The sequence below is a fragment of the Pseudoalteromonas sp. 120-MNA-CIBAN-0494 genome (assembly GCF_040308885.1).
GTDB classification, from domain to species: domain Bacteria; phylum Pseudomonadota; class Gammaproteobacteria; order Enterobacterales; family Alteromonadaceae; genus Pseudoalteromonas; species Pseudoalteromonas nigrifaciens.
On sequence record NZ_JBEOOE010000004.1, the window covers coordinates 12,485 to 38,172 of the forward strand.

The 25,688-nt window shown below is 38.8% G+C and carries 26 protein-coding genes; 13 read left to right on the forward strand and 13 right to left on the reverse strand.

Annotated elements, in window-relative coordinates:
• The first annotated feature begins 6 nt into the window (after positions 1-6).
• Both AAEY55_RS04440 and AAEY55_RS04445 read left to right on the forward strand, forming a co-directional pair.
• Entirely contained in the window at positions 7-1,305 is a 1,299-nt protein-coding gene (locus tag AAEY55_RS04440; protein ID WP_350550245.1) for an ATP-binding protein, read from the forward strand.
• A gap of 199 nt (positions 1,306-1,504) precedes the next feature.
• Entirely contained in the window at positions 1,505-2,860 is a 1,356-nt protein-coding gene (locus AAEY55_RS04445) for a sodium-dependent transporter (protein WP_011327552.1), read from the forward strand.
• Between the two features lie 52 nt (positions 2,861-2,912).
• Here AAEY55_RS04445 and AAEY55_RS04450 read toward each other — a convergent pair whose 3' ends face one another.
• Together AAEY55_RS04450 and AAEY55_RS04455 are read right to left on the reverse strand one after the other, a co-directional pair.
• The gene (locus AAEY55_RS04450; RefSeq protein ID WP_086993505.1) at positions 2,913-3,362 is read right to left on the reverse strand and encodes a GNAT family N-acetyltransferase; all 450 of its coding nucleotides are present in this window, start codon (positions 3,360-3,362) and stop codon (positions 2,913-2,915) included.
• Positions 3,363-3,531: 169 nt separating this feature from the next.
• Positions 3,532-4,275 (reverse strand): sporulation protein, encoded by a 744-nt coding sequence (locus tag AAEY55_RS04455; protein ID WP_011327550.1) that lies wholly within the window; start codon positions 4,273-4,275, stop codon positions 3,532-3,534.
• Between the two features lie 309 nt (positions 4,276-4,584).
• Here AAEY55_RS04455 and AAEY55_RS04460 point away from each other — a divergent pair, with 309 nt between their 5' ends.
• Both AAEY55_RS04460 and AAEY55_RS04465 read left to right on the forward strand, forming a co-directional pair.
• Positions 4,585-6,156 carry a cation:proton antiporter family protein gene (locus AAEY55_RS04460; protein ID WP_041454668.1) on the forward strand — a complete coding sequence of 524 codons (1,572 nt, stop codon included), beginning with the start codon at positions 4,585-4,587 and terminating at the stop codon, positions 6,154-6,156.
• Between the two features lie 264 nt (positions 6,157-6,420).
• Positions 6,421-6,642, forward strand: coding sequence for a DUF3820 family protein (locus AAEY55_RS04465; protein WP_041454363.1), 222 nt, complete (start codon positions 6,421-6,423; stop codon positions 6,640-6,642).
• Between the two features lie 162 nt (positions 6,643-6,804).
• Here the strand turns inward: AAEY55_RS04465 and AAEY55_RS04470 are convergent, their stop codons facing one another.
• The 5 genes from AAEY55_RS04470 to ilvY all read right to left on the reverse strand — a co-directional run bounded on the left by AAEY55_RS04470 (position 6,805) and on the right by ilvY (position 11,141).
• Positions 6,805-8,046 (reverse strand): ATP-binding protein, encoded by a 1,242-nt coding sequence (locus tag AAEY55_RS04470; protein ID WP_089367896.1) that lies wholly within the window; start codon positions 8,044-8,046, stop codon positions 6,805-6,807.
• A gap of 26 nt (positions 8,047-8,072) precedes the next feature.
• Positions 8,073-8,765, reverse strand: a complete 693-nt coding sequence (locus AAEY55_RS04475; protein ID WP_011327546.1) for a response regulator — start codon at positions 8,763-8,765, stop codon at positions 8,073-8,075.
• Positions 8,766-8,779: 14 nt separating this feature from the next.
• The gene (locus tag AAEY55_RS04480) at positions 8,780-9,154 is read right to left on the reverse strand and encodes a DUF3019 domain-containing protein (protein ID WP_011327545.1); all 375 of its coding nucleotides are present in this window, start codon (positions 9,152-9,154) and stop codon (positions 8,780-8,782) included.
• A gap of 1 nt (position 9,155) precedes the next feature.
• Positions 9,156-10,007 carry a MipA/OmpV family protein gene (locus AAEY55_RS04485; RefSeq protein WP_089368939.1) on the reverse strand — a complete coding sequence of 284 codons (852 nt, stop codon included), beginning with the start codon at positions 10,005-10,007 and terminating at the stop codon, positions 9,156-9,158.
• A 228-nt stretch (positions 10,008-10,235) separates the two neighbouring features.
• Positions 10,236-11,141, reverse strand: coding sequence for an HTH-type transcriptional activator IlvY (ilvY, locus tag AAEY55_RS04490; protein WP_011327543.1), 906 nt, complete (start codon positions 11,139-11,141; stop codon positions 10,236-10,238).
• Between the two features lie 136 nt (positions 11,142-11,277).
• On the opposite strand from ilvY, the gene ilvC reads away from it, so the two are divergent.
• From ilvC to AAEY55_RS04510, 4 genes are all read left to right on the forward strand, one after another.
• Positions 11,278-12,750: a ketol-acid reductoisomerase gene (ilvC, locus tag AAEY55_RS04495; RefSeq protein WP_011327542.1), complete on the forward strand. Its 1,473-nt coding sequence runs from the start codon at positions 11,278-11,280 to the stop codon at positions 12,748-12,750.
• A gap of 160 nt (positions 12,751-12,910) precedes the next feature.
• On the forward strand, positions 12,911-14,830 hold the full coding sequence (locus AAEY55_RS04500) for a methyl-accepting chemotaxis protein (protein ID WP_089367895.1): 1,920 nt from the start codon (positions 12,911-12,913) through the stop codon (positions 14,828-14,830).
• 86 nt (positions 14,831-14,916) lie between these two features.
• Positions 14,917-16,098, forward strand: coding sequence for a tetratricopeptide repeat protein (locus AAEY55_RS04505; RefSeq protein WP_089367894.1), 1,182 nt, complete (start codon positions 14,917-14,919; stop codon positions 16,096-16,098).
• On the forward strand, positions 16,088-17,035 hold the full coding sequence (locus AAEY55_RS04510; RefSeq protein ID WP_089367893.1) for a M28 family peptidase: 948 nt from the start codon (positions 16,088-16,090) through the stop codon (positions 17,033-17,035). Before AAEY55_RS04505 ends, AAEY55_RS04510 begins: the two co-directional genes overlap by 11 nt.
• Here the strand turns inward: AAEY55_RS04510 and AAEY55_RS04515 are convergent.
• A complete protein-coding gene (locus tag AAEY55_RS04515; protein ID WP_089367892.1) occupies positions 17,022-17,336 on the reverse strand; it encodes a GIY-YIG nuclease family protein in 315 nt (104 codons plus the stop codon). The two genes, AAEY55_RS04510 and AAEY55_RS04515, sit on opposite strands and share 14 nt — an antisense overlap.
• A 112-nt stretch (positions 17,337-17,448) precedes the next feature.
• Here AAEY55_RS04515 and AAEY55_RS04520 point away from each other — a divergent pair, with 112 nt between their 5' ends.
• The gene (locus AAEY55_RS04520; protein ID WP_086993523.1) at positions 17,449-17,808 is read left to right on the forward strand and encodes an outer membrane protein assembly factor BamE; all 360 of its coding nucleotides are present in this window, start codon (positions 17,449-17,451) and stop codon (positions 17,806-17,808) included.
• 65 nt (positions 17,809-17,873) lie between these two features.
• Here AAEY55_RS04520 and AAEY55_RS04525 read toward each other — a convergent pair whose 3' ends face one another.
• Positions 17,874-18,197, reverse strand: coding sequence for an RnfH family protein (locus AAEY55_RS04525; protein WP_350550252.1), 324 nt, complete (start codon positions 18,195-18,197; stop codon positions 17,874-17,876).
• Complete coding sequence (locus tag AAEY55_RS04530) at positions 18,194-18,634, reverse strand: type II toxin-antitoxin system RatA family toxin (RefSeq protein WP_011327535.1); 441 nt, start codon at positions 18,632-18,634, stop codon at positions 18,194-18,196. Before AAEY55_RS04530 ends, AAEY55_RS04525 begins: the two co-directional genes overlap by 4 nt.
• Positions 18,635-18,781: 147 nt before the next feature.
• Here AAEY55_RS04530 and smpB point away from each other — a divergent pair, with 147 nt between their 5' ends.
• A complete protein-coding gene (smpB, locus tag AAEY55_RS04535) occupies positions 18,782-19,261 on the forward strand; it encodes an SsrA-binding protein SmpB (protein WP_011327534.1) in 480 nt (159 codons plus the stop codon).
• A 364-nt stretch (positions 19,262-19,625) separates the two neighbouring features.
• A complete protein-coding gene (locus tag AAEY55_RS04540; protein WP_011327533.1) occupies positions 19,626-22,214 on the forward strand; it encodes a TonB-dependent receptor in 2,589 nt (862 codons plus the stop codon).
• A gap of 59 nt (positions 22,215-22,273) precedes the next feature.
• Here AAEY55_RS04540 and AAEY55_RS04545 read toward each other — a convergent pair whose 3' ends face one another.
• Complete coding sequence (locus AAEY55_RS04545; protein ID WP_011327532.1) at positions 22,274-22,879, reverse strand: peroxiredoxin; 606 nt, start codon at positions 22,877-22,879, stop codon at positions 22,274-22,276.
• Positions 22,880-23,157: 278 nt separating this feature from the next.
• Positions 23,158-23,871, reverse strand: coding sequence for a fatty acid metabolism transcriptional regulator FadR (gene fadR, locus AAEY55_RS04550; protein ID WP_011327531.1), 714 nt, complete (start codon positions 23,869-23,871; stop codon positions 23,158-23,160).
• 443 nt (positions 23,872-24,314) lie between these two features.
• On the opposite strand from fadR, the gene dsbB reads away from it, so the two are divergent.
• Positions 24,315-24,833 (forward strand): disulfide bond formation protein DsbB, encoded by a 519-nt coding sequence (gene dsbB / locus AAEY55_RS04555; RefSeq protein ID WP_011327530.1) that lies wholly within the window; start codon positions 24,315-24,317, stop codon positions 24,831-24,833.
• Positions 24,833-25,135, forward strand: a complete 303-nt coding sequence (locus AAEY55_RS04560; RefSeq protein ID WP_011327529.1) for a DUF6170 family protein — start codon at positions 24,833-24,835, stop codon at positions 25,133-25,135. Before dsbB ends, AAEY55_RS04560 begins: the two co-directional genes overlap by 1 nt.
• Positions 25,136-25,150: 15 nt before the next feature.
• On the opposite strand, the gene AAEY55_RS04565 is transcribed toward AAEY55_RS04560, so the two are convergent.
• The gene (locus AAEY55_RS04565; protein ID WP_089367889.1) at positions 25,151-25,450 is read right to left on the reverse strand and encodes a ComEA family DNA-binding protein; all 300 of its coding nucleotides are present in this window, start codon (positions 25,448-25,450) and stop codon (positions 25,151-25,153) included.
• Positions 25,451-25,688: the final 238 nt, after the last annotated feature.

Sequence of the window (25,688 nt, forward strand, 5' to 3'; positions counted from 1 at the left end):
CTACAAATGAAAAAGTTTTATATTGCACTGCTTAGCAGCGCACTGCTTTCGATTATTGTTTTAGGCTGGCTTATTGACGCTTTTAGTCAAAATACACACGCCCCTTTAGACGAATTTAGCATGCAAAGTAAAATGATTGCAGGGTTTAGCAAACAGCTTGCTACTCTCCCCCCTGCACAGCGCAGTAATTATGTTACAAAGTTAGCCAACGACTTTAGCCTGCCGCTTACCTATAAGCTAAACGACACTTTAGCGCTTAGCCCTGCCTTACTTATGCAAATGCAAACCCATGGTGGGTTAATTTTAGAGGGCGAACAGGGTTTTCATATGCTTTATAGCAACCAAGCATTAAGCCCTTATCATTTATCTATGCGCCTCGATAACTCATTTGAAGCAGAGCAACGCGACGATATTATTCTAACCTTATTATTTTACGCTGGGCTGTGTGTATTTATGGGTTTTATTATTTATCCCTTAGCCAAACGCTTGAGCGTGTTAAATGAAGCAGCTAAAAAATTTGCATCGGGTGATGTTAAAGCTCGTATCAAAGTCTCTCATTTCACGTATATAAAAGATGTAGAGCTCACCTTTAACCGTATGGCGAGTCAAATAGAAAAGCTGGTTGCTGAAAATAAGCTAATGGCTTCGAGTTTATCCCATGACATTCGCACCCCCATAGCTTGCCTGCGATTTGGTTTAGATGCTGCAATAGATAGCAATGACATGCCAAAAGTGAAGCAATATTTAACCCGCATGGAAAATGACTTAGACCATATGGAGTCTATGCTAAAAAGCTACCTAGCCTTTGCCACGCTAGAACAAAATGCCAACCGCTTAACCTACTCTGCAACCCATATGCGCAGCTACTTTGAAGATATTTTAGCGCAGCTATCGCCTAAATTAGACTCCCACAAACTCAGTGTGCAACTTAATAGTAGTAACGATGTTATTTATGCCGACTTACATTGGCTTGCCAGAGCCGTTACTAATTTAATTAATAATGCCTGCGACTTTGCCCTGCAACATATTTATGTAAGTGCTACTGTCAATGAGCAACATATTATTATTACCGTAGAGGACGATGGCCCAGGCATAGCAGCTGAAAACTTTAGCAAAGTATTTAGCCCTTTTTTTCGCGAAAACAATCACCGCAATCGAGCTGATAAAAGTTATGGCCTCGGATTAGCAATTGTTGAAAAAGTAGCTGACTGGCATCACGGCCGTGTTTATGCAGGCAAAAGTAAGCAGTTAGGTGGAGCTTGTTTTACCCTGAAAATAGCTCAACAACACCCTAGTGTAAAGTAAAGGCTACACACTGTAAATTAACAATTATTAAACAATATCAAGCTGTTAATTTTTAGTTTTAAGTTACTTTATTAAAATCTATGTTCATAACACAGAGTTTAATAAAGTAATTGTGCTAGATCAGCAAATTAGCACTTTTTATTTTTTTACATTTCCAGTAGATTGTCTGCGCCGTCACAAAATAGAGAAGTACAATAATATGAGTGCAGTAAGAGGCGAGTTTAGCTCTCGCTTTGGTTTTATAATGGCCGCCGCAGGATCTGCTGTAGGTTTAGGTAACATTTGGGGTTTCCCTACACAAACCGCAAGTAATGGTGGTGCCGCATTTTTAATTGCGTATTTAGTACTGGCATTCTTTTTGGCTTATCCTGCTTTAATGGCGGAGCTAATGATTGGTCGTCATGGCCAAGCAAATGCGGTTTCTTCACTTAGAAAAATATCTAATAAACCTTGGCAAAAACATTTTTCTTTTGCGGTTGGTTTTGGCGGTATTTTATGTGCTGGCTTTATTTTAAGCTTTTATGCCATTGTTGCTGGTTGGATGCTAAGTGCAACAGTAGAACCTATTACAACGTTAGTGGGCGCAAACTCTGCATCTGCTTGGCTAGGTGAACAGTCACTTAGCAGAAACATCATTTTCACTATGATCTTTATTGTACTAACCGTTGCTATTATTAGTCGTGGCGTTGAAAACGGAATCGAAAAATGGTCAAAACGTTTAATGCCTGCTTTGCTCAGCATTTTATTTGCGTTAATTATTTATGTAATGACCCAAGATGGCGCTATTGAAGGCTTAAAGGCGTATTTAGTACCTGATTTTTCATCTATTTTTGATGCTAACTTGTTAGTTAGTGCACTAGGGCAAGCATTCTTTTCATTATCACTAGGTACCAGTGTGATGATTATTTATGGCTCGTACATTAGTAAAAAAGAGAACTTAGTTTCGTTAGGTGCTTATGTCACGCTTATTGATGTATTTATTGCTTTTGTCGCAGGGTTATTAATCATTCCTGCTATGTATGTAGCACAAGCACAAGGGATTGAGATTTTCTCACCGACTACCGGAAAGCTCCTCTCTGAAGACACATTAGTATTTCAAGTATTACCTGCACTTTTTGATGGTATGGGTGGTATGGGGTTATTTGTTGGCTTTGCGTTTTTTGCGCTAATGAGCATTGCAGCACTCACCTCCTCTATTTCAATGCTCGAAGCGCCGGTATCTTATACGGTAGAACGCTTTGCAATGTCTCGCTTACAGGCCACTTGGGTAATTGGTGCATTAATCACTCTAGTGAGCATCACGATAGTGTGTAACTTAGAGTTACTGTTTGGCTTAGTGATCACCTTAACCACTAAAGTGGCACAGCCATTATTAGGTCTTATGTGTTGTATATACGTAGGCTGGATTTGGTCAAGAGGCTCATTACTAAAGGCCATTCAAGAAGGTAACCCTGAAGTACACAATACCTTATTTTGGAAAGTATGGCCTTGGTACACTAAGTTTGTATGCCCACTGGCGATAGGCCTGGTATTTTTACATTCATTATTAAGCTAAAGTTAGTTTCTGCTCTTAACAACAAAAAAGCCCACATTGTGGGCTTTTTTAATCAAGGTACTAGTTGTAAAACCATATCTTGATGAGCAATGCCATCTTCTAAATATTCAGCATTAATACTTTCAAATCCGAATGAGCGATAAAACTCCAGTAAGTACGTTTGTGCACCAATATAAATATCACGTTCTGGCCATTGGCTTTTACAGCAATTAATGGCCTCTGTAACCAATTGCTGAGCCAATCCTCTGCCTCGCTCCTCTTTAGTGACTAACACGCGACCGATCGCACTGTATTTTGCGTTTTTTTCGTAGCATCGAGCATAAGCTTGTAGCGTATTATTTTTCACAGTGTAAATATGCAAGGTACTTGGTGCTATATCATTATCGTCAAGCTCTGGATAAGGGCACATTTGCTCAACTACAAATACCTCTACGCGCCCACGCATTATGGAGAATAAGGTTTGCGTATTGAGCGCAGTAAAAGTTTCACATTTAAACGCCATTGTAACTCCTGTCGTTGGCTCTAATAGACATAAAAGCCTATACGTTATTAGGGCTAGGCATAATAGCAGTAATGCAGCTAGGGGCTTAATTAACCGCTATGCTATATAATAAAATGGCTTAAAACAAAAACCCAGCATAAGCTGGGTTTGTTTTAAGTAATTATCTACCTTAGGTAAATAGTCGCTCTAACTGATCGCATAATTGCGAGAGATTTACATGGTCGTGCTCTATGGTTAAATCTACATAACCATCGCCTTTAAATGCTCTATCTAACTCAATTAACACATGGGTTTTATGTGCTTCTGGAATGAATGATAATTCAATTTCTTTCACTCCAAATAAACTGCGGCTGTTAGGCTTGTATTCTAGCTCTTGATAACAACCAGACACTGATTGAAACGTTGATGCGCGCAAATGGCCTTTTTCAACATCAGCTTTAGTTAGGCTAAAACCTAGCTTTTCCATGGCCTGCATACACGTTTTAACAGCTTCATTGGGGTACACATGTAAATGGTCTTTATCACTTGGATCAAGCGCTAAATCAATGTCCAGCCCAGTTTCAAGCCAAACATAAGATTGGTTATACCCTGCATTAATTTCAGTAATAGGTGTTTCTGAATGCAACCGTGCTTGAAAAGGAATCGTTTTAACTTCCCCTGGCTCTACCGTGCCTATATCTGTAATGCGCCACTGCTCTATAACGTGGTTGGTAAAATAGTCACCATCTTCATTTGATGCTTTAACTCGCGTCATTAATAGTAAATCTAACCCTGCAATTTCTTGGCTTACATCACCAGCTGTAATAACGATTTGCGCATTAAATAATTGCCCAGGCTGAAGGTGCTCTGTTTCTAAAATAGTGTCTACTTTGGCGGCACCAATACCAACCGATGCTAAAATCTTTTTAAACATATTTTTCTCCTTAAGCTGAGCGGCTCTATAATGTGCTCTAACTTAAACTTCGTCGTTAGCGCATCTTAACCACATTTAAATGCTCTTGTCAGTGAAAAACTACTATTTACATGCTGTTTACGATTAAATAAGTGTTAAATGTCCATTTTTCATACGCAACAGAGCAAGTATTTGATTAAACGGCGCTTAAGCCTAATCTTTTATGAAGGACTTATTGTATGAATAAAATGGTGAGTATTTGTATATTTATTTTCAATGGTATTGATTTTTCGTTACACTAAACCTCCCAATGAAGTGATATTTATAATTATGGAACTAATTTACTTTGCCGCCGCGTTTGTGTTTGGCTTTGCTGTTTATCAGCTAAAGCTCCCTCCTCTTATCGGTTTTTTACTTGCGGGATTCGCGCTTAATTTAGCGGGCTATAAAAGCACCGAATTACTCAACACCATTGCTACCTTAGGCGTTACGCTTTTATTATTTAGTATTGGTTTAAAGCTAAAAGTAAATAGCTTAATGAAACCACAAGTGTGGGCTTCTGCTACTTTACATATTATTTTGAGTAGTGCGTTATTTAGTGGCTTTATGCTATTACTTAGCCTATTTGCACTGCCATTATTTGTTGATTTGAGCTGGCAAAGCGCTTTATTAGTTGGCTTTGCATTGAGTTTTTCTAGTACCGTTTTTGCTGTTAAAGTGTTAGAAGAACGCGGTGAAATGGGCAGCTTACACGGAAAAGTAGCCATTGGTATTTTAGTTATGCAAGATATTTTTGCCGTGGTATTTTTAGCTATTAGCACAGGTAAAATCCCTAATATTTGGGCTTTGGTACTTATTATTTCACTGCCGCTAGTACGCCCAGTTATGGGGTGGATACTAAACCGCTCTAAACACGGCGAACTCCTGCCATTATTTGGGTTTTTCTTTGCACTTGTGGCTGGTTATCATGCATTTGAGCTAGTTGGTTTAAAAGGTGATTTAGGGGCATTAATAATAGGTATGATGATTGCGCCTCATAAAAAGGCCAGTGAACTTTCTAAGTCATTACTTAATTTAAAAGATATTTTATTGGTTGGCTTTTTCTTAACAATAGGTTTAAACGCAGAGCTTACCACCAGCTCATTACTTGCCGCATTATTATTGGTGTTAGTATTACCAATCAAAACGTTTTTATATTATGTGCTAACAAACATGTTTAACTTACGTGCTCGCACCTCATTGCTAACCACTTTTAGTTTAGCTAATTATAGCGAGTTTGGTTTAATAGTTTGCGCTGTAGCCGCCTCTACAGGCATGATCACCTCTGAGTGGTTAGCCGTTATTGCAATTGCCGTATCAATTACCTTTATTATTGCATCCCCTTTAAATAAGCGCTCTAACGAAATTTACGCAAAAATAGAGCCTTGGCTACTAAAGTTTGAAAGTAAAACTCGTTTATCCGAAGAACTGCCTGTTAACCTTAACGACACTAAAATTGTTATATTTGGCATGGGCAGAATTGGCACAGGTGCTTATGAAACAATAAATGCTACGCACCCACAGCTAGTTGCAGGTATAGACATAAAGCCTGAAGTAGTTGATAAGCACATAAAACGCGGAAGAAATGTATTAATAGCAGATGCGACCGACCCTGACTTTTGGCAGCGCGTAAATCACTCTCGTGTTGAAATGGTCATGCTAACAATGCCACAGCATATGCAAAATATTTTTGCGTTAGAGCAATTAAAAGCATCGGGTTATAAAGGGCAAGTTACCGCTATTGCTAACTACCCTGATCAGCAAAAAGAGTTAGAAGAAATGGGTGTAAATTCTACCTATAACTTTTACTTAGAAGCCGGTAGTGGTTTTGCTGAGCACGTTAAACAAAAATTATTTTCGTAAAGCAGCACTAATTTGAATTTACATTCTTTTACAAGCTAATTCTCTAACATAGAAAAAAGCAGGTAAACTAAAGACTATTGGTAAATATTAGCGCAAGCACCTGCCCCTAGTTAGACTCCAGCTAACGAAGGGCTTACTAATAAAATATATTAATCCAGAGGGCCTGCTCCCTCGTTAAATAGGCTGTTACTTGCCCGTCACAGCCTATTTTATCTCTTTAATATACCTTACACTTAGCTATGTTTTATAAAACCTTTAAAGCCAATGGATCCTACACAGCTAAAAATTGCCGTTAATACTATTATGCCCTTTGGAAAGTACGCAGGCCGCCCTTTACTGCTTTTACCCGAGCCCTATTTAGTATGGTTTAAACAACAAGGGTTTCCCGACTCAAAGCTAGGCAGCCAACTAGCCATGATGTATGAGGTAAAGCTCAATGGGCTAGAGCAAATGTTAATGCCATTACTAGAAAAGAAAAATAATTAAATTAAGAACTTTTTTATAAAGGGGCTGTCTATTACTTTGCTACTTGTTGATTTTGATTAAAACCCAAAAAAGCGCCCTTGTTAACAAGGGCGCTTTTTTATTGAGTGTTTTTTATCTGTGTACTTTTTATTTATGTACTTTTTATTTATGTATTAAAAGCTGCTATTTATTAATCGGTAAGCTGACAATAAATTTAGCTCCGCCTAAGCTTGAATCTTCAATTGTACACTGACCTTGATGCCAAGAAATAATTTTACTGACAATAGCCAACCCTAAGCCAAACCCACCGGTTTTTTTATCTCTACTTTTATCCAATCGAGTAAATGGCTTAAATACGTTTTCACGCTCAACTTCAGCAATACCATTGCCATCATCTTCAACAATAAAAACTATATTATTAGCTTGCGCTAATAAGGTTATTTGCACACTATTATTGGCATGCTTTAAAGCATTACCTACCAAGTTTTGCATTATTCTCGCCATAAAGTGACTGTCGCAGCGGTAAATCAGTTCACTGGGTAATGTAGTGCTTAACTTTATTCGCGTATCAAAACTGAGTTTTTCAACCACCGTTTTAACCACTGCCACTAAATTACAATTGATCAGCTGTAAACTCGGTTGCTGTGAATCTAAACGTGCATACTCAAGCATTTCAGAAACCAGTGCCTCAAGTTCATTTATATCGACTTGCATATTAGCTAAGTATTTTTCGGCTTTATCATCGAGCATTCGGTCTTGAAGCATTGCAATGGCAAATTTTAACCGCGCCAGTGGCGTTCTAAATTCATGCGATACCGATGAGGTAAGCTCTTGCTGCGCGGTTAATAAAAACTCAATTCGCTGCTGCATCACTTGCAAGGTGCCCGTTATAGGTAAAAAAAATGATTTAGAGCTATCTGTTAATTGAAAGTCCTGTGAGCCACCTACGGCCTCGCATGCATTACGCAGCTTAGCAAAGTCTCGCCACAGTAAAAAACTCCACAAACCAACAGGAATGCCTACAATTAATAACAGCAATAAGTAGGGTAAAACAGAGGCAACGGGCTTGGCTGCCCCCCCTATAGGGCCAACCTGTAATAGTTGTGTGGCGTTAAGTTGAACATACCAAACTATGCGCTGTTGTTTATCATATAAATAAAGGTAGTGATTTTTTAATAGCTGAGCTTGTTGCTCGGCGGGTAATATTAAATCGCGCTGAGCAATTACTTGACTAGAAAAATGGTTTTTTAGCTTTGTAAGCCCATTAGGGGTTTGTGATAATAGCCACAAAGACTGGCCAAACTCATCGTCGAGTAGCACCTGCTGCTGCGATTCTTCATATGGCCAAAGCTGTTCAATTACCCCGCTGACAATAAATAACGAGACAATAATATACACATACAGGCTTATAAACAGCTTGCCCATTAACGCAGCTTAACACTAAGCATTAATTACATATCCCACGCGTCAGAAACAAATAAATAGCCTTGCCCCCAAACAGTTTTAATCCGATAAGGTTTGTCGCTGTTATCGCCCAGTTTTTTGCGAATTCTTGAAACGCGTACATCTACGGTGCGATCTAGGCCATCGTATTGTCGCCCTATCATATGTTGGTGCACATGTTCGCGGCTCAATACTTCTCCGGCATTTGATGCTAGTAGCCAAAGTAATTCAAATTCATGTGAGGTTAGGACTATTTCTGCACCCGATAACTTAACAATACGGCTGGTTTTATCAATAAATAAGTCGCCAAACTGCAGCTCTTCGGTGGCTTTTAAGTTAGGTTGCCCACGGCGTAATAATGCGCTAATTCTTGCTAATAATACACGTGGCTCAGCCGGTTTAATAACATAGTCATCAGCGCCAAGCTCTAGCCCTATTACCTGATCAAAGTCTTCACCTTTGGCCGTTAACATTAAAATAGGAGTGGTGTATTTATCACGTACTTGTCTGCAAACACTAAAGCCATCTTTACCTGGCAGCATTACATCTAAAATAATCAGGTCGACGGGATTACTTTCAAGGTAAGTAAACACTTCATCACCACGATCTAGTACGTCGACTTCTAAGCCATTATGTTCGAGGTAATCTTTGGTTAATTGCTGTAAACCAAGATCATCTTCAACAAGTAATATTTTTGGCATTTACTACTCCTAAATTAAAAAAAGCTCCACGGTGAACGCAGCCGATACTGTTTTTTAGTATGGGCACTTTGTACTTCAACGAGTACGCTCGCAAGTGAGTCACCGGTGTGAGGATTGATCAGGGAGTATATGGTCTCCACCTGAACACGCGCTTTATAGCTAAACTGACCAGAACCTTGCTGTTGCCAGCATCGTATTTGCGTATTTTGTTGATACAAACACACATCTTTAACCGCTAACTGCTGCCATTTAAACTGCAAATTGAGATCGCAAAAATCATGCTGTTCAGAGACAACACAAACTTTGGGAGATACATCAAGAATTGTTTGCGCCACGCTAACGCCACTAAGTAGTGAAGAAATAAACACAAAAAAGATTAAATACTTCATATTAAAAAGTATGTTCAAATCCTATAAAGGCAGTCGTTGAATAATGACGTTCAAACAGCGGGCTACTATCCATAGCCGAATAGTCATAATATGCTAAATGAAAACGAAGAGCGTTGGCCTTGCTAAGGGGCCAGCGGGCATCGATTTTAGCATAAGGTTGCCAACTACTACCAACTACTATTTTACCTAACAGTGTTTCATCACTGTTTAAACCGTAATAATAGTCGTTTAATTGCGCAGACTTATAATTAACTCCCACAGTGGGCTTTAATTGCAAATTACCTACTTGCCCATGATACTGCCATTGTATTGCAGCTCGCCAACCATTATAAGCTGAGTTTACATCGTGCAATGCTTGCACGGATAACATCTGCTGTTCAGCTACAAAGGAGTAACTAATACCTGCATCTAAAACGAGCTTGCGCTTACTAATATTATTAATATTTATTTGTTGAGGCGAGGTATCTGTTTCTAACTGGGTAAATTGATTATTTGAACTAGCACTTTTTAGCGCAAATATATTTTGCGGGTGCCAATCAATAAAAAAACGCGACTCAGGGTTTAATTCTGTTACTAGGCTTAAGTTATGCTGTTGCGTTTGTTTAATCGAGTAGCCAACTCGGCCATTATCAAAAAACCACTGTTGCCCATAAAAGGCTATTTGAGGAATGATCACCAACGGAATATTATCTGCACCATATAATGGATTAGTTATTACTCCCGCCCCTATACTCATACTTAAATGCAGTTGCTCTGTAGATATATGTGCATCTACAGGCTCGTCACTTTGCGCTAATACCTGAGCATTAAACGAAAGAGAGATTAATAATATTATTATAAAATAAAACCGCATTGTGTTCATCGTACATATATAAAAAGGCCATTTATCCATAGTAGCAAGGTCATTGAGAACAAGCTCTAGGCAGTTACAATCATTAACAACTTTTATACAATTATGATTACTTTGCGGCTTATATGCTTAGCCTAACAGCTCTATTGATAGGCAATAGAGGAGCGGTAGATTAAAGGCTTACGCTATCTGGGCTTTTATACTAAGAGCAACCTTAGTAAGTGTATTGCATTAAATTATTTTTTCACCCATATTTTGCGCTATATTCCACAAGGCACTTATAGCCGGGTCGTTTAATTCCTTATGTAATACTGCCAAGCCAATATCAATACCTTTAGGTGCATGTGTATTTGTTTGTAAAACGTGTACTTTGTCTTGTAGTGGACTGTTATCTAAAACTATTTTAGGGATCATTGCTATACCAAAGCCAAGGCTCACCATAGATACCATCGCTTCGTGCCCTGCTACTTGTGCATAAATTTTTCCCTGAATATTATTTTTTCGCCACCACTGCTCCAAGCGTTGCCTAGCAAACCCTTGCTCTGGCACAATAAACTCAAGCTCTGACCAATCTATACTAGGTGTATTACTAGCAAGCTTTTGCGTAATTGAGCACGCAATTTTAGGCGCAATAAATACCAGCGGTGAATAGCCAATATCAACAAAGGCAATTTGTGCAGGTAACTTATTTGGCTTAGCAGCAATAGCCATAGATTCGTGGCCATCTAAAACACGGTTTATTGCCAGCGCAGGATCGCCGGTATTTAGGGTGATTTCTATATGCTGATGTTGAGCGCGTAACTGCTCTAAAATATGATGTAAAAAACTGTACGACGCGGTTACTGAACAATAAATACTCACGTTGCCATAAATATACTGCTGTGGCTCTTTTAGGTTCGCTTTAAAGCGCTGCCAATTAGCCAATGTGGATGTGGCGTAGTCAATAAATGCCAGCCCTTCGCGGGTTAATTTTACACTGCGGTTATCACGTAAAAATAGCATTACCCCCACTTCGCTTTCAAGCTGCTTAATATTACGGCTCAATGTCGGCGCACTTATATGACAAAGTTCACTGGCACGCGAAAAGTGCAATGTTTTTGCCAACGCTAAAAAGTAATTTAAATGCTTGTGATCCATAACCAACTCAGTATTTCATATTATGAAACACTCTAATGCAAATATATCAGTTTACGCAAGAAAAGATTTTTCATATGGTTGAGTTAAGCAAAGCAACAGCAATGCATCTAACAAACTGAATCAATAGGACACTAACATGGCGAATTATTTTAATACCTTACCCTTACGCGAACAATTGGCGCAATTAGCCCAATGTGAATTTATGAACGCAGACGAGTTTACTGACGGCGTTGATGCTCTTAAAGGTAAAAAACTGGTTATTGTAGGCTGTGGCGCACAAGGCTTAAACCAAGGCTTAAACTTACGTGATTCTGGTTTAGATGTGTCGTATACGCTGCGTGACTCGGCCATTAGTGAACGTCGTCAATCATTTTTAAACGCGTCTGAAAATGGCTTTACTGTAGGCACTTACCAAGAACTAATTCCAACTGCCGACGTAGTATTAAATTTAACGCCTGATAAACAACATACTTCAGTGGTAAACGCAATTATGCCACTAATGAAACAAGGCTCAACCCTTGCCTACTCTCATGGCTTTAATATTGTTGAAGAAGGTATGCAAGTACGCGACGACATTACCGTTATTATGGTAGCACCTAAATGCCCAGGCTCTGAAGTGCGTGAAGAATACAAGCGTGGTTTTGGCGTACCAACTCTAATTGCTGTACACCCAGAAAACGACCCACAAGGCCATGGTTTAGCTCAAGCTAAAGCCTATGCTGCAGGTACTGGCGGCCACAGAGCCGGCGTACTTAAGTCGTCATTTATTGCTGAAGTAAAATCAGATTTAATGGGCGAGCAAACCATTTTATGTGGCATGTTACAAACCGGTTCTATTTTATGTTTTGATAAAATGATTGAAAAAGGCATTGATGCAGGTTACGCCTCAAAACTAATTCAATACGGCTGGGAAGTAATTACTGAAGCCCTTAAATACGGTGGCGTAACCAATATGCTTGACCGTCTTTCAAACCCAGCTAAAGTAAAAGCGTTTGAATTAAGCGAAGAACTAAAACAAATTATGCGCCCACTATATAACAAACATCAAGATGACATCATCGATGGTACTTTTTCACGTACCATGATGGAAGACTGGAATAATGATGATGCAAACTTACTTAAATGGCGCGCAGAAACAGCCGAAACTCACTTTGAAAAAACCCCAGCGGGCAATGTTGAAATTGCTGAGCAAGAATTTTTTGATAACGGTATTTTAATGGTCGCTATGGTTAAAGCAGGCGTAGAGCTTGCATTTGAAACCATGACTGCCGCAGGCATTATTGCAGAGTCGGCTTATTATGAGTCATTACATGAAACGCCACTGATTGCTAATACCATTGCGCGTAAAAAGTTATTTGAAATGAACCGTACAATTTCGGACACGGCTGAATATGGTTGTTATTTATATAACCACGCATGTTTACCTTTACTACAAGACTTTATGCAAAAAATTGACACCGACGTAATTGGTAAAGGCTTAGGTGAGCATAGTAATCAAGTAGACAACCAAACGCTAATTCAAATTAATACAGCATTACGTGAACACCCTGTTGAAAAAGTAGGCGCTACATTACGCGGTTACATGTCAGCAATGAAAAAAATAGTTTAATCCCAAGTTAATCTAAGTTTCACTTGTTAGAAACCAAGCCCACCTGCTTTTGCGGTGGGCTTTTTCGTACCTGTATGGCGCGCTATTCATCACTCGCTCAAAATATATAATGTGTTAAAATAATCACCTACTTGGTTCAGTTGTAAACAAAATTACCCTTATGATGATACAAAACCTTTCTATTACTCAAAAAATCACCGCTTTAGGCAGTGTTATAGCAATCTGTGTTGCCGCGCTCATAGGCTTAACATCGTTACATAACGCAGAGGATATCATCGAAAAGCGCATGATAGAGTCTGAACTTCCAAGCAAGTTACAAACTATTAGTAACCATATTGGTGGCGAAATAAACGAGCTTTTAGGCGCCGCAGAACAACTTTCTTCAAATGTATTTCTGATTGATTGGGCAAATTCAGCCACCGAGGACGACTCTCAAATTCTTAATGAGTTAAATAGATTAGTACAGCAGTACGATCTTGCTACTGCATCATGGGCAAATAGAGACACCGCACAATACTGGAACCAAAATGGCTTTTTACGCGTATTAAAAAACGATGCCGCAGATGGCTGGTTTTTCGCATTTAAACAGTCAAAGCGCCCTTATGACATCAGTATTTATCAAGAATCTGCTAACGATGTAAAAATGTTTATTAACCATCAGCAACCCAATGGTTTAGGTTTGGCAGGGCTTGCTAAAAGCATTACCGATATGCAAAAGCTACTGCAGCAATTTAAGATTGAGCAATCTGGATTTGTTTTTCTTGCCAATAAAAATGGCTTGATCCAGTTACACAAAGACGCCAATAAAGTGGCTAAAGTAAATATAGATGCCCTGTACGGCGAAAATATACATAATAAATTATTAAATAGTAATGGCTTTTCATTGGCAGAAATTAACTTAGCCGGTGAAGACACCCTGGTTGCTGCAACACCAATAAAAAATACTGACCTTTTTGTTGTAGCCCAAGTACCTAAAAGCGAAGTGTTTTCGAGTGTGAGTAAATTAGAATGGCAAATTTTAACCTTCACTATAATTATCGCCCTTATAGCGAGCTGTATCAGTTATTTGCTTGCTCGCTCATTGTCGTCGCCACTGTCGAAAATAGCCGAGCTATTCTCTCGTTTAGGCACAGGCGATGCTAATTTAGCATATAGACTGCCTTACTCTGCGCAACCTGAGCTAAATAATTTAACCGATGGTTTTAATCAATTCATCGAAAAAATAGACACAGCAATTAAACAAGTTGCCCATGAAAGCCATGGGATCCGCCAAAGCTCTGACCACGTGTTTGCGCAAGCAAAACATAACTCACAAGCAATTGATCAGCAAAAAGAGCAAACAATATCGGTTGCTGCCGCCATTAACGAAATGGGCGCAACAGTACAAGAAATAGCACAAAGTGCCGCCAACACGGCGAAGTTAACCAATAGTAGCCGTGAAAACACCAGTAAAAGCCATCAACAGGTACTGCAAAGCCAAACGACTATTGCAGCTCTTGCTAGCGACATAGATGGCATTACAGAGCAAGTAACCTTACTTTCTAAAAAAACGCTTGATATTGCTAGTATTGTTGACTCAATTAGAGGTATTTCTGAGCAAACAAACTTACTTGCGCTTAATGCTGCTATTGAATCTGCGCGTGCGGGTGAGCACGGTCGCGGTTTTGCTGTTGTTGCCGATGAAGTGCGAGCGCTGGCTAATCGTACCTCACAATCAACCACTGAAATTCAGTCGATGATTGAAGAATTAACCCAAATATCGAATGATGTTGTTACCGATATTAGTCAGTCCAAAAGTAAAGCTCAGCAAAGTGTAGGGGCAATGCAAAACTCAGTTGAGCTGCTTGATACAATTACTGAAACAGCAAATCAAATTAATGATATGGCAACCTTAATCGCAACAGCAACAGAGCAGCAAAGTAATGTAGTAGCCGATGTAGGACGTAATATTGAGCAAATTAGTGAAATTAGCGACAAGTCGATGAATGAGCAATTAAATACTGAGCAGGCTATTCGCGATTTAGCAAATAGCGCACAAACGCTTGCGTCACTTGTTGCCACTTTTGAGGCAAATCGCTAACTCATTTTTTGTAACATTTAAATTATACCTCTGAGTAAAATTACAACTACACTTAACTGGTAAGTAGTTTTGCTTAGAGGTGTTATATGAAAGCCACTCAACTTAAATATTATTTATCATTTAGCTTTATACTTTTTTTGTGTGCGTGTAGCTCACCGCCAAAGTTAGCGCTGCCGCAACTCATTGAGCCAGCAAACTTTAAGCTACAACAGATCGAAACTCCAGCAGAAATATTTAAATTAGATACCAGCTTAACGCGGCAATTAGATTCTCATTTAAACAGTCAAAATTCAGCCCAACATATTGCACAAGGCATATTTAGCTTTTTATTAAAAAATGGTGATGACTCACTTGCCTATCGCTCATCTGCCACTTTAACCGCTGCACAAAGCTATCAAAATCTAAACGCTAACTGTTTGTCATTATCTATATTAGCGTATAGCTTAGCGGAGCACTTAGGCTTAAAAGCGCAATTTCAAAAAGTACATATCCCTGAATATTGGGCACTTGATCAAGGCGTTAATTTATTAACCGGACACATAAATTTAAGCCTTAATAGCCAACCTCTAATAAAAGATGCTGGCACTTTATTTTACCAACGAGATCAGCGCTTAATTATCGACTTTGACTCTAACAGCCGACAAGCACGCTTTAAAACAACACGATTATCAAAAAATACTGTTACCGCTATGTTTTATAATAATAAAGGTGCTACTGCGCTAATAAATAAACAATATGAATTAGCCTATAGCTACTTTAATGCAGCAACCAAGGTAGCACCTAATTTTAGCGTTGCATGGGGGAACTTAGGTGTTTTATTTAGGCAATTTAACTATTTAAATGAAGCCGAGCAAGCTTATAATTATGCCCTTCATCTTGATAAAAACAACAACACAGCACAAGGTAATCTTGCTATGTTGTACTTACTTACAGAGCGAGAGATGCAAGGAACTCAAATACTTAATCAGCTTGATAAACAGCGCCAAAGTAATCCTTATTACCATATATCACTTGGTAATACCGAGTACGTACATAAATATTACGCTAAAGCACTCAAACACTTTAAAAAGGCCTATACATTATCCCCCACACTTCACGAAAGTCATTTTGGCTTGGCGCGAGTTTACTTTCAGTGGGGCGATACAAAGCAAGCAAAGTACCATTTGCGTAAAGCCGGAAAAAATGCTGATTTTTTACATGACAAAAAACGTTATGGCGCAAAGTTAAAAGCGCTGCAATCATTAACCGCAAAGGTAGGTGCCCATTAAACAATTAACTGTCGTTATTATTTTTCTGCTTTTAAGCCCTTTTGTTAATAGTAAAACGGCGCAGCAGCTACTTATTGATGATTTATATTACTTAGCAGACCAGCAACTTGCAGGTAGAAAAACAGGTTCTCAAAGCGCAGAGCTTACAAGAAGCTATATAAAACACAGATTAAGCCAAGTTAATAATAACGTGGTCGAGCAGCCATTTTGCTATAAATCGGGCCTATTTAGCCAAGCGTGTGGTATTAATATTATTAGTTCCAACATAGGGGCTCTAGAGGCAGTAACAAAGGCAAGCGACCCATTACAAAAAGCCACTCGTATTATTATTACCGCACACTATGACCATTTAGGTAAACGTGGCGGAAAACTGCATCCTGGAGCAAATGATAATGCCACCGGTATTGCTGCTTTAATTTATTTAGCAAGCGTATTTAATGATAAGCCACTGCCTTTTTCTCTTACCTTTGTAGCCACAGATGCAGAGGAAAACGGCTTACATGGCAGTAAATATTTTGCCAAAACACTGCTACCAAATAGCGTTATTATGAACATAAATTTAGACATGCTAGGGGTTAAAAAACGTCGTAGCAACTTATATGTATTAACCTCTAGATCGTTAAAAAACACCTTAAATAGTGTGTTTTTAGCCGTTAAAAATAATAATGTAAATTTAAAACCGGTTTACTCCGCAGCGCAAATGAGCAGATATATAAAATCTAAAAATATAAACTGGCATAAAGCGAGCGATCACTATTCGTTTGCAAGACAAAAAATCCCTTATGTTTACTTTGGCATGGGCTACGACAGTGCCCATCATACAAGTAATGACACCGCTGAGAATATTAACAGCAAACTTTTTACTGATGCAGTGCTATTAATAGAAGCCTTTATTAACCAGCTTGCTAAAACACCACTCCCACTTAGCCCGTCTTAAATGATGCTACATAGGCTTCTTTTTTAGCCCTAGATAATTTTTTCACTTGGTATTCTAATTTACTTGCTGCACTTTTATTGCCAACACTGTGCTGATGAATAAGTAAAAGTGGGCCTTTACCTTTAAGGTTTTTTGCACCATTACCCGCTTGGTGCGTAGCAAGACGTTGCTCAACATTGGTCGTTATACCCGTATACCAATGGCCGTAGCGGGTTTGTACTATATACAAATACCAGATAGATGGCTTTTTTAAGCAGCTCTGATCACTGCATTTTAAACTTTTTTGATTATCAGTGGTCAAATCGCTACCTTAACTTAATGCCCTTAACAAAAAACAATTGCTTAAAAGGGTTTTACCTTCAGTGACTAATCGGTATCATGCAGATTATAAAAAATAAGGATCACAACTAACAATGCAGTCGTTAAAAACTTTTTCTCTTTGGCTTATCGTTGCTTTAACGCTTAGTTCAGCAGCTGGGTGTTCTAGCTGGGTATACAGAATCAACATCCCTCAAGGTAACTTTTTAGAACAATCTGATGTTGATAAACTGCGTGTAAACATGACTCGTGAGCAAGTTGTTTATGTATTAGGCAAGCCTATCGCCGAAAATGCATTTGATAATAACACTTGGCGTTATGTATATAGCTTTAATAAAGGCCGTAGTAACGAGCAGTACAAATCACTGGTTATTAACTTTGAAAATGAAAAGCTTGCTTCTATTTCAGGTGATTACGAACAGCCAGAAAACTTTACTACTCCACTCGAACAATAAGCACCCTCGCTTATAAAATTATAAAGGTGAGTTAAGCTCACCTTTATAATAGCTAAAACCTTATGCTATCGCTCTATAGGACGGCCACCGGTTACTTTATTTGCTCGCCCTTCTTCTTTCGCTTTTTCAGCTCGTTTTCTACGCACATCTTTAGGATCGGCAATTAAAGGACGATAAATTTCAACTCTATCCCCCTCTTTTAGCTCTTGATTAGGCTTTACAGTTCTATTCCAAACACCGAGTGTTAGTGCTGTAGCATCTATTTCTGGGTGTTTTTCGATAATTCCTGATTGAATAACAGCTTGTTCTACCGTTGTTCCCTTAACAACTTCTATTGTTAAGCTTGTTGCTGTTTCGGGTAGTGCAAATACAACTTCAACATCAATCATACTCTCGCTCCATAAACCTGTTTCGCGCGCTGAGTAAACGCACTCACCATATTTTTTGCAACATCATTAAATATTTTACCAAACGCTAACTCAATCAACTTACTCGAAAACTCAAAGTCTAATTGTAACTCTACTTTGCAAGCATTTGCGTCAAGTTGTTGAAAGTGCCAACGCCCCTGCAACATTTTAAACGGACCATCTACAAGATTTAATACCACGGTTTGCTCATCAACAAAGGTATTTTCTGTGGTAAACCACTTTTTTATACCTGCTTTTGATATTTCTAAACTCGCGGTCATGCTATTATTGTGTTGCTTAATAATTTTTGAGTCTGAGCAATTAGGTAAAAACTGAGGATAGGCTTCTACATCATTAATAAGGTCAAACATCTCTTTAGTGCTGTACATAACCAGCGCACTTTTTTTTATTTGTGGCATACTCACTCCCAACTGTGTGGTGGAATTTTAGCAAGCTTTACGCGTTTCCCCAAACTTTCACGCTGCTTAAATTAATTACTAAGCTTTTAAATGCATTATTAAAAAATCGATGTAAAACATCTCGTATTACGTATAATATAGGGCACTATGGCTAAGAATAAATCATCAAAATCGACAAGCAATACCATCGCGCTTAACAAAAAAGCGCGACATGAGTATTTTTTACACGATAAGTTTGAAGCGGGTGTAGAGCTCCAAGGCTGGGAAGTAAAAAGCATCCGAGCTGGCAAAGTTAACATCACTGAAACTTATATCCATCTTAAAAACGGTGAAGCATTTTTATTAGGCGCCCAAATCCAGCCTCTTAACAGTGCATCTACCCATGTAATTTGTGATCCTTTACGTTATCGTAAGTTACTATTAAGCAGACGCGAGCTAGATCGCTTAGTAGGCGCAACTGAACGCGATGGCTATTCATTAATTGCTACTGCTATGTATTGGAAGAATTGCTGGGTGAAACTTGAGTTTCATTTAGCAAAAGGTAAAAAATTACACGACAAACGCGAAGACGGTAAAGATAAAGACTGGTCGCGTGAAAAAGAACGCTTAATGAAGCATAAAGCATAAATAAAAACGCCTAATTTATTAGGCGTTTTTTTATTTATTTTAAAATAATTTAACGCACAATTTTAAACCAAACTGCATAAATATACTGCAACTTAGTGGCTGTTAATAAAAGAATAAATTATTACAAAATAAGTGCTCACTAAACTATTTAATTCTTACCACTAATTGCAACGCAAGATTTATATTAAAACCCCGCTTTACGTCGAACTTCTATCTCCAAGTAAATAAAACACACTGACTATTTTACCAGCAACACCCAGACTAAAGTCACACCACACCGCAATTGCTAACACCTTTGTTACATGGTATTAATATGGAGGCTTTTTTAGCTACCAAATTCAACAAAACTAACAAGGACTTAAGGATGAAGCAATTTGCATTTACCCCTAGCTTAATTGCAGGGGCTACTTTGGCATTAACAGCTGGCTTTACAACAACAACATACGCCGCTGATGAAGTGAAAAAAGTAGAACGCATTGAAGTAACGGGCTCTCGTATTAAACGTTCTGATATGGAAGGCCCTTCTCCGGTTCAATCTATCAGTAGAGCCGATATTGATAACATGGGTTATGACAACCTACAGCAGTTGCTTGAAAGAATGCCTGTTGCAGGTAGCGGTACTTTCTCTACCCGTGGTAATAACCAAGACTCTACTGCAAATGGTTCTGCAGCGGTAAGTTTACGTGGCCTAGGTGCTGACGCAACTTTAGTACTTATTAATGGCCGCCGTGTTGCTATTAGTGCATTCGCTGAAGGTATTACTAACTCATTTGTTGATATTAACAGTATTCCTGTTTCAGCGATTGAACGTATCGACATTTTAAAAGATGGTGCATCGGCTATTTATGGCTCTGATGCTGTTGCGGGTGTAGTTAACGTTATCTTGAAAAAAGATATTGATGGTATTGAAGTAAACTTAGGCTACGGTGGCACTGACGGTCCTAATTACGAAGAAACATCAGCCAGCATCGTTTGGGGTACAAGTAACGAAAAAAGCAGTGCTTCCGTTATTATTGACTACTTTAAAAACACCTCTTTATCGTCAAGTGAAATGGGCAGTTTAGGCACTGCAGATCAAAGAGCTTTAGGTGGTGAGGACTTTCGTTCATCACGTGGCTTCCCTGGTTACTTTTACGTTGATGGTGTAAAAACCATTGACCCTGCTTGTCCAGCCGATAGCGCAACTGCCAGTGGCAGCTGTTTGTTCGATTACGGCCCATACGGCTATATTGCACCAGCATCTGAACGTATTGGGGCTATTTCGCAGTTTGAATATAATTTTGATAATGGTATTACCGCATTTTTAGAAATGGCAGTACAACACAATAGCTCTGTGGCTATGGGTGCGCCAACCCCGCTAGATGAAGATGCAGGGCTTACTGTGCCAGCAAATCATCCTAATAACCCATTTGGTAAAGATATAGATATTGGCCGTTACAGAACGGTTGATGCCGGTGCTCGCCAATGGGATATTGAATCAGATACGATGCGTTTTGTAGCGGGTTTACGGGGCGAGTTTAACGACTGGAGCTGGGAGACAGCGGTACAAAAAGGTCGTAGTAAATCAATGCAAACTGGCGATCGCTCACAAGGCTGGGTGCGTACCGACTTTTTACAACAAGAAATAGATGCCGGTAATTACAACCCATTTGGCGGCACTTATAACGATCCTGCAGTAATCGACAGAATCACTACTAGCTTAGTACGTCAAGGTGAGTCACATATGACCTCATTTGACGCAAACATTAGCGGTGAAGCATTTAGCTTTGGCGACGATGTGGTGATGATGGCAGCCGGTATTGAGTACCGCGAAGAAGACGTTACAGATATCCCTGATGATCAGTTCCGTCGCGGTTTAATTTTTGGTACTGAAGCTGTATCAGCCGCAGCATCGCGCGATCAATATGCTGCTTATGTTGAATTTTCAATTCCACTAGCTGATACATTAGAATTGCAACTTGCTGGACGTCACGATGACTATAGCGATTTTGGCACAACTACCAATCCAAAAGTTGCACTTCGCTGGGCACCTAGTGATGAAATCACGGTTCGTGGCTCATGGGCACAAGGCTTTAGAGCCCCCTCTTTAGCACAAGTTGGCCTAGGTCCATCAGAAAAAAGTCAGTTCTTTATTGATACTCAACGCTGTCAACAAACGGGCTTAGACTGTCAGGCACTTGATTACAACATTCAATTCTCTGGTAATGCAGACTTACAACCTGAAGAGTCTGAATCTTGGAACGTCGGCTTCATTTGGGCCCCTAGCGCAGAGTTTGGTTTAAGTGTTGATGTGTGGAGCATCACCCAAGACAATAAAATTGACCAAGAAGAGTTTGGTCCAATTTATGCTGCCGAGTGTGGTAACCAAAACAGTACTGTATGTGTTCGCTTACCGCCTACTAATGGTGAAAGCTTAGGTTCAATTCAAAAAATCTATAGCACATTTGAAAACGTCTCTTCACAAGAAGTATCTGGCATCGACTTTTCAGCAAATTACAATCATTCATTGGATGATTTAGGTTTATTGAAATTCAATTTAGAGTGGGCTTACCAAAACAAATTTGAAAAAGATGGCCGTGATTACTCTGGTGAGTATGGTTACCCTGAGCATCGTTGGATTTTCTCAACTAACTGGGAAGTGGGCGACTTTAATACTAATGTTAACTTAAGTTATGTTGGTGAGTTTGAAGACACACCTGATATCGACTTTGACGGTAACTTAGATTTTGATAGCAATACATCACGTATGATTGATTCACAAGTGTTGGTTGACTTACAAACGTCGTACCGTATCACTGAGTCAGCTAAATTATCACTAGGTATTAATAACTTGTTTGACGAAGAGCCTCCTTTTGCAATTGGTGATGGCGATTCTGACCTTTACGGTTATGCGTCTGGGGTTCATAACCCACGCGGTCGTTATATTTATACTAAAGTAAGCTTCTCGTTCTAAATTAGAAGCAACAAAAAAACCGCCAATTGGCGGTTTTTTTATTTAAAACGAGAGCTAAATTATAGATCGCCTTCGTTTTCAGATAGGAACTTAGCAACGCCTTCAGGGCTTGCATCCATACCTTTTTTACCTTCAGTCCAACCAGCAGGACATACTTCACCGTGCTCAGTGTGGAACGCTAGCGCGTCAACCATACGTAGCATTTCATCAATGTTACGACCTAGTGGTAAGTCGTTCACTACTTGGTGACGTACATTGCCTTCTTCATCAATTAGGAAAGAACCACGAAACGCAACACCCGCTTCAGGATGCTCAACGTCGTATGCTTTACAAATTTCATGTTTAATATCTGCAACTAGTGCATATTTAACTTTACCGATACCGCCATCTGCAACAGCAGTGTTACGCCATGCGTTGTGTGAGAATTGTGAATCGATAGAAACACCAATTACTTCAACGCCACGTTTTTGGAATTCTTCATAACGCTTATCAAATGCAATAAGTTCAGAAGGACATACAAACGTGAAATCTAGTGGGTAAAAGAAAATAACTGCTTTTTTACCTTTAATTTTTTCATGAAGGTTATAGCTATCTACAATTTCACCGTTACCAAGAACTGCTGCAGCGGTAAAGTCTGGTGCCTGGCGGCCTACTAATACACCCATTTTATTCTCCAAATATTTTGAGTTTGTTGTCAATTGCTTATGCAATGCTGATAGTTATATGGGCTCTAAAACTTAAAAACCAATAGCGCACATATAATTATTATTATTCTAGAGAGAACTGGTGCGAAATGACAATCGTATTTAACGATTCCTCCCATCGATAATACTGAACACTAAAAAGTGGTGGGGTTTATTTTATTAGCTCAGTTTCTTGGTTATAAAGTATTAATAAAATGAAGACACAAAAAAACCTGCAAATGCAGGCTTTTAAAATAGGTTTAATCCATTATGTCGCTGGGCATATCGCCACGAATTTGTTGCCAAATTTCACCGGTTTGATGACCATATTTACGCATCATCATGATCGCACCGTCGTGTTCTCTGTTTTCAGCCAATTTAGTTAAGTCTTTATAAAACTGGCGAGCCAACTCACGCGTCCCCGGATCTGAAAAATAATGACAACCTATTTTTGAATAAAATCCTTTAAAGCCATTGAGTATAAGCACGTAAATACGATTATTACCTGCAACAGCTAACTCGTGATGCACTTTATAATCGTAATCAGCAAATGCTTGCGCACTGTCTTCTAACTCATCGCTTTGTGAGAGAATTTCAATCACACGTTCTGGATTTAACTTTATAGCTGCACGCGTATAAATTGCGCTTATATTAGTGCGTGCAGAGAGTAACTGGTCGGTTAACTCTGGCATTTTATCTTCATCAAGACGTGCTAACGTTTCAAGAATATTTAGTCCTGACGTTTCCCAAAAGTTATTCACTTTTGTTGGCTTACCATGTTTAATAGTTAACCAGCCATCTCGAGCCAATCGCTGTAATACTTCACGTAACGTCGTTCGGGTAACACCTATTAACTCTGAGAGTTCACGCTCAGCAGGTAGAATAGATCCAGGAGGAAAATCGCCATTCCAGATAGACTCTACTATGTATTCTTCAGCAAATCCTGCTGGGCTTTTCGCTTTAAAAATTCTCATCCAATTCCCACTCGAATTAATTCACACTACTACATACGATTAACCGACTGATTGTACCAGACGACGCTCAAGTAACAAGTAAAGTACGCCATATTACTGCCAGTATGCGATTAAAATATTTGTGTCTATAAAATGCTTTATATTTTTTACTAACACTTGTCGCAAGCACTTATATATTCACCCTAGATACATTTTAAGTAGTTATTTACTTTAAGTTCGCGCCTTGCCTTATTAACTTATTACGTAAAGTCACCTCACACACATACTTTACTCGTTTAAAGGGCTACCTCTTTATTCACATTATTGGATTTTTATTGGCTTTTAGAATTATAACCTTAACTTTAATCATCATAAATGCATGTGGGTAGGCTTTAAGTCGTTTTGCTTGCCCCTAACTTTATCCTACGTCATAATCTAGCGTCTTATTTAAATACGGATTTATTATGAACTGGCTTGCACAATTACCCACCCAACGTACTCCTTGGCTTTTGTTTAGTGGTATTGTTTTTCTGCTTGAAATAACGGCACTGTTTTTTCAATATAAAATGGGATTGGCGCCATGTATCATGTGCATATATCAGCGTACTGCGGTATTAGGTTTACTTATTGCAGGTATCATTGGTACAAGTAATCCAGAGCATAGAGGGGTTCGCTTGCTCGCCTATAGTGTATGGGCTGTTTCTAGTGTTTGGGGATTTATAATTGCCCGCGAGCATATCGAAATGCAAACAACCACTGATCCTTTTGCATTTAGCTGTGAGTTTGAACCTAACTTTCCTGCCTTTATGCCATTACATGAGTGGATCCCAAGCTTTTTTGCAGCCACTGGTGATTGCGGAAACATTGACTGGCAATTTGCGGGGCTAAGTATGCCGGCATGGATGGAAGTAATATTTGCGCTGTTTGCAGCCACTTTATTTTTACTGGTAACGAGTCGCTTAATGACTAAAAGGTCGCTGTAATGCTTGTGTTTTTTTCAAGCCAAATTAATGCTCTAAAACATTTAAAAATACGTGACAGACAAGCTGTTATAGCGATTTCTTTAAGTATGCTTTCACCTGTTAATAAAGTACTACTTCGTATTATAAAATTATTATTACTCAGTCCGCTGTTTTTAATATTTGCCGTATTTGAAGGCTGGTTACTCATCCCTTTTTTACTACTCGGTGGGTTGTGTTACCCACTACTAACGACTCCAATTGAGATTAACTTTGCTAAAAAGCATTTATGTGAAGCATTAACCCAATATACTAAGGGCGCTTAACGCGCCCTTTTTAACTTAAAACGAAATCTTACCTTCAAGCTTTGCAGCTAATTTTTTACCTATACCTTTTACCATTTTCAAATCCTCTAACGATGTAAAGTTACCCTTTGCTTCGCGATAATCTATAATAGCTTGTGCTTTTTTCTTACCAATACCAGGGAGCTTAGATAGCTGGCTAACATCAGCAGTATTAATATTTAAAGCCGCCTGTTTTACTTGCTGAGTTATTGCTGAGGTATCAACATTTGCGTAGGTAAGAGTTACTGGCAACATACAAAAAGCTGCAGCTAAAATACTATATTTTAGTTTTTTCATCTTTCTTCCTTTTTTGTTCATACATGAACATTTACTTTGTTGTTTATATGTTTAAGTCATAACGCAAAAGGCTTTTTACACCTGCACTTTATTAAATACTTAAACCTAACATTCACTCCCTGTGAGATCCTTAACTGCAACGGTACACAAAAGTGATTAAGTTAAATAAAGTAAAGTTAATCTTTGTTGTCAACTATTATCACTTAATATTAATTAGGGGACTTGCAAATTTAGGCAC

Coding starts and splice junctions, on each gene's coding strand:
- AAEY55_RS04480 (WP_011327545.1), bottom strand. CDS start 9,154: ATGAAGTATTTAATCTTTTTTGTGTTTATTTCTTCACTACTTAGTGGC.
- AAEY55_RS04465 (WP_041454363.1), top strand. CDS start 6,421: ATGGATCCTACACAGCTAAAAATTGCCGTTAATACTATTATGCCCTTT.
- AAEY55_RS04500 (WP_089367895.1), top strand. CDS start 12,911: ATGATGATACAAAACCTTTCTATTACTCAAAAAATCACCGCTTTAGGC.
- AAEY55_RS04530 (WP_011327535.1), bottom strand. CDS start 18,634: ATGCCACAAATAAAAAAAAGTGCGCTGGTTATGTACAGCACTAAAGAG.
- fadR (WP_011327531.1), bottom strand. CDS start 23,871: ATGAGAATTTTTAAAGCGAAAAGCCCAGCAGGATTTGCTGAAGAATAC.
- ilvY (WP_011327543.1), bottom strand. CDS start 11,141: ATGGATCACAAGCATTTAAATTACTTTTTAGCGTTGGCAAAAACATTG.
- AAEY55_RS04525 (WP_350550252.1), bottom strand. CDS start 18,197: ATGATTGATGTTGAAGTTGTATTTGCACTACCCGAAACAGCAACAAGC.
- AAEY55_RS04485 (WP_089368939.1), bottom strand. CDS start 10,007: ATGCGGTTTTATTTTATAATAATATTATTAATCTCTCTTTCGTTTAAT.
- ilvC (WP_011327542.1), top strand. CDS start 11,278: ATGGCGAATTATTTTAATACCTTACCCTTACGCGAACAATTGGCGCAA.
- AAEY55_RS04505 (WP_089367894.1), top strand. CDS start 14,917: ATGAAAGCCACTCAACTTAAATATTATTTATCATTTAGCTTTATACTT.
- AAEY55_RS04455 (WP_011327550.1), bottom strand. CDS start 4,275: ATGTTTAAAAAGATTTTAGCATCGGTTGGTATTGGTGCCGCCAAAGTA.
- AAEY55_RS04520 (WP_086993523.1), top strand. CDS start 17,449: ATGCAGTCGTTAAAAACTTTTTCTCTTTGGCTTATCGTTGCTTTAACG.
- AAEY55_RS04565 (WP_089367889.1), bottom strand. CDS start 25,450: ATGAAAAAACTAAAATATAGTATTTTAGCTGCAGCTTTTTGTATGTTG.
- AAEY55_RS04545 (WP_011327532.1), bottom strand. CDS start 22,879: ATGGGTGTATTAGTAGGCCGCCAGGCACCAGACTTTACCGCTGCAGCA.
- AAEY55_RS04440 (WP_350550245.1), top strand. CDS start 7: ATGAAAAAGTTTTATATTGCACTGCTTAGCAGCGCACTGCTTTCGATT.
- smpB (WP_011327534.1), top strand. CDS start 18,782: ATGGCTAAGAATAAATCATCAAAATCGACAAGCAATACCATCGCGCTT.
- AAEY55_RS04450 (WP_086993505.1), bottom strand. CDS start 3,362: ATGGCGTTTAAATGTGAAACTTTTACTGCGCTCAATACGCAAACCTTA.
- AAEY55_RS04445 (WP_011327552.1), top strand. CDS start 1,505: ATGAGTGCAGTAAGAGGCGAGTTTAGCTCTCGCTTTGGTTTTATAATG.
- AAEY55_RS04460 (WP_041454668.1), top strand. CDS start 4,585: ATGGAACTAATTTACTTTGCCGCCGCGTTTGTGTTTGGCTTTGCTGTT.
- AAEY55_RS04470 (WP_089367896.1), bottom strand. CDS start 8,046: ATGGGCAAGCTGTTTATAAGCCTGTATGTGTATATTATTGTCTCGTTA.
- AAEY55_RS04475 (WP_011327546.1), bottom strand. CDS start 8,765: ATGCCAAAAATATTACTTGTTGAAGATGATCTTGGTTTACAGCAATTA.
- AAEY55_RS04560 (WP_011327529.1), top strand. CDS start 24,833: ATGCTTGTGTTTTTTTCAAGCCAAATTAATGCTCTAAAACATTTAAAA.
- AAEY55_RS04540 (WP_011327533.1), top strand. CDS start 19,626: ATGAAGCAATTTGCATTTACCCCTAGCTTAATTGCAGGGGCTACTTTG.
- dsbB (WP_011327530.1), top strand. CDS start 24,315: ATGAACTGGCTTGCACAATTACCCACCCAACGTACTCCTTGGCTTTTG.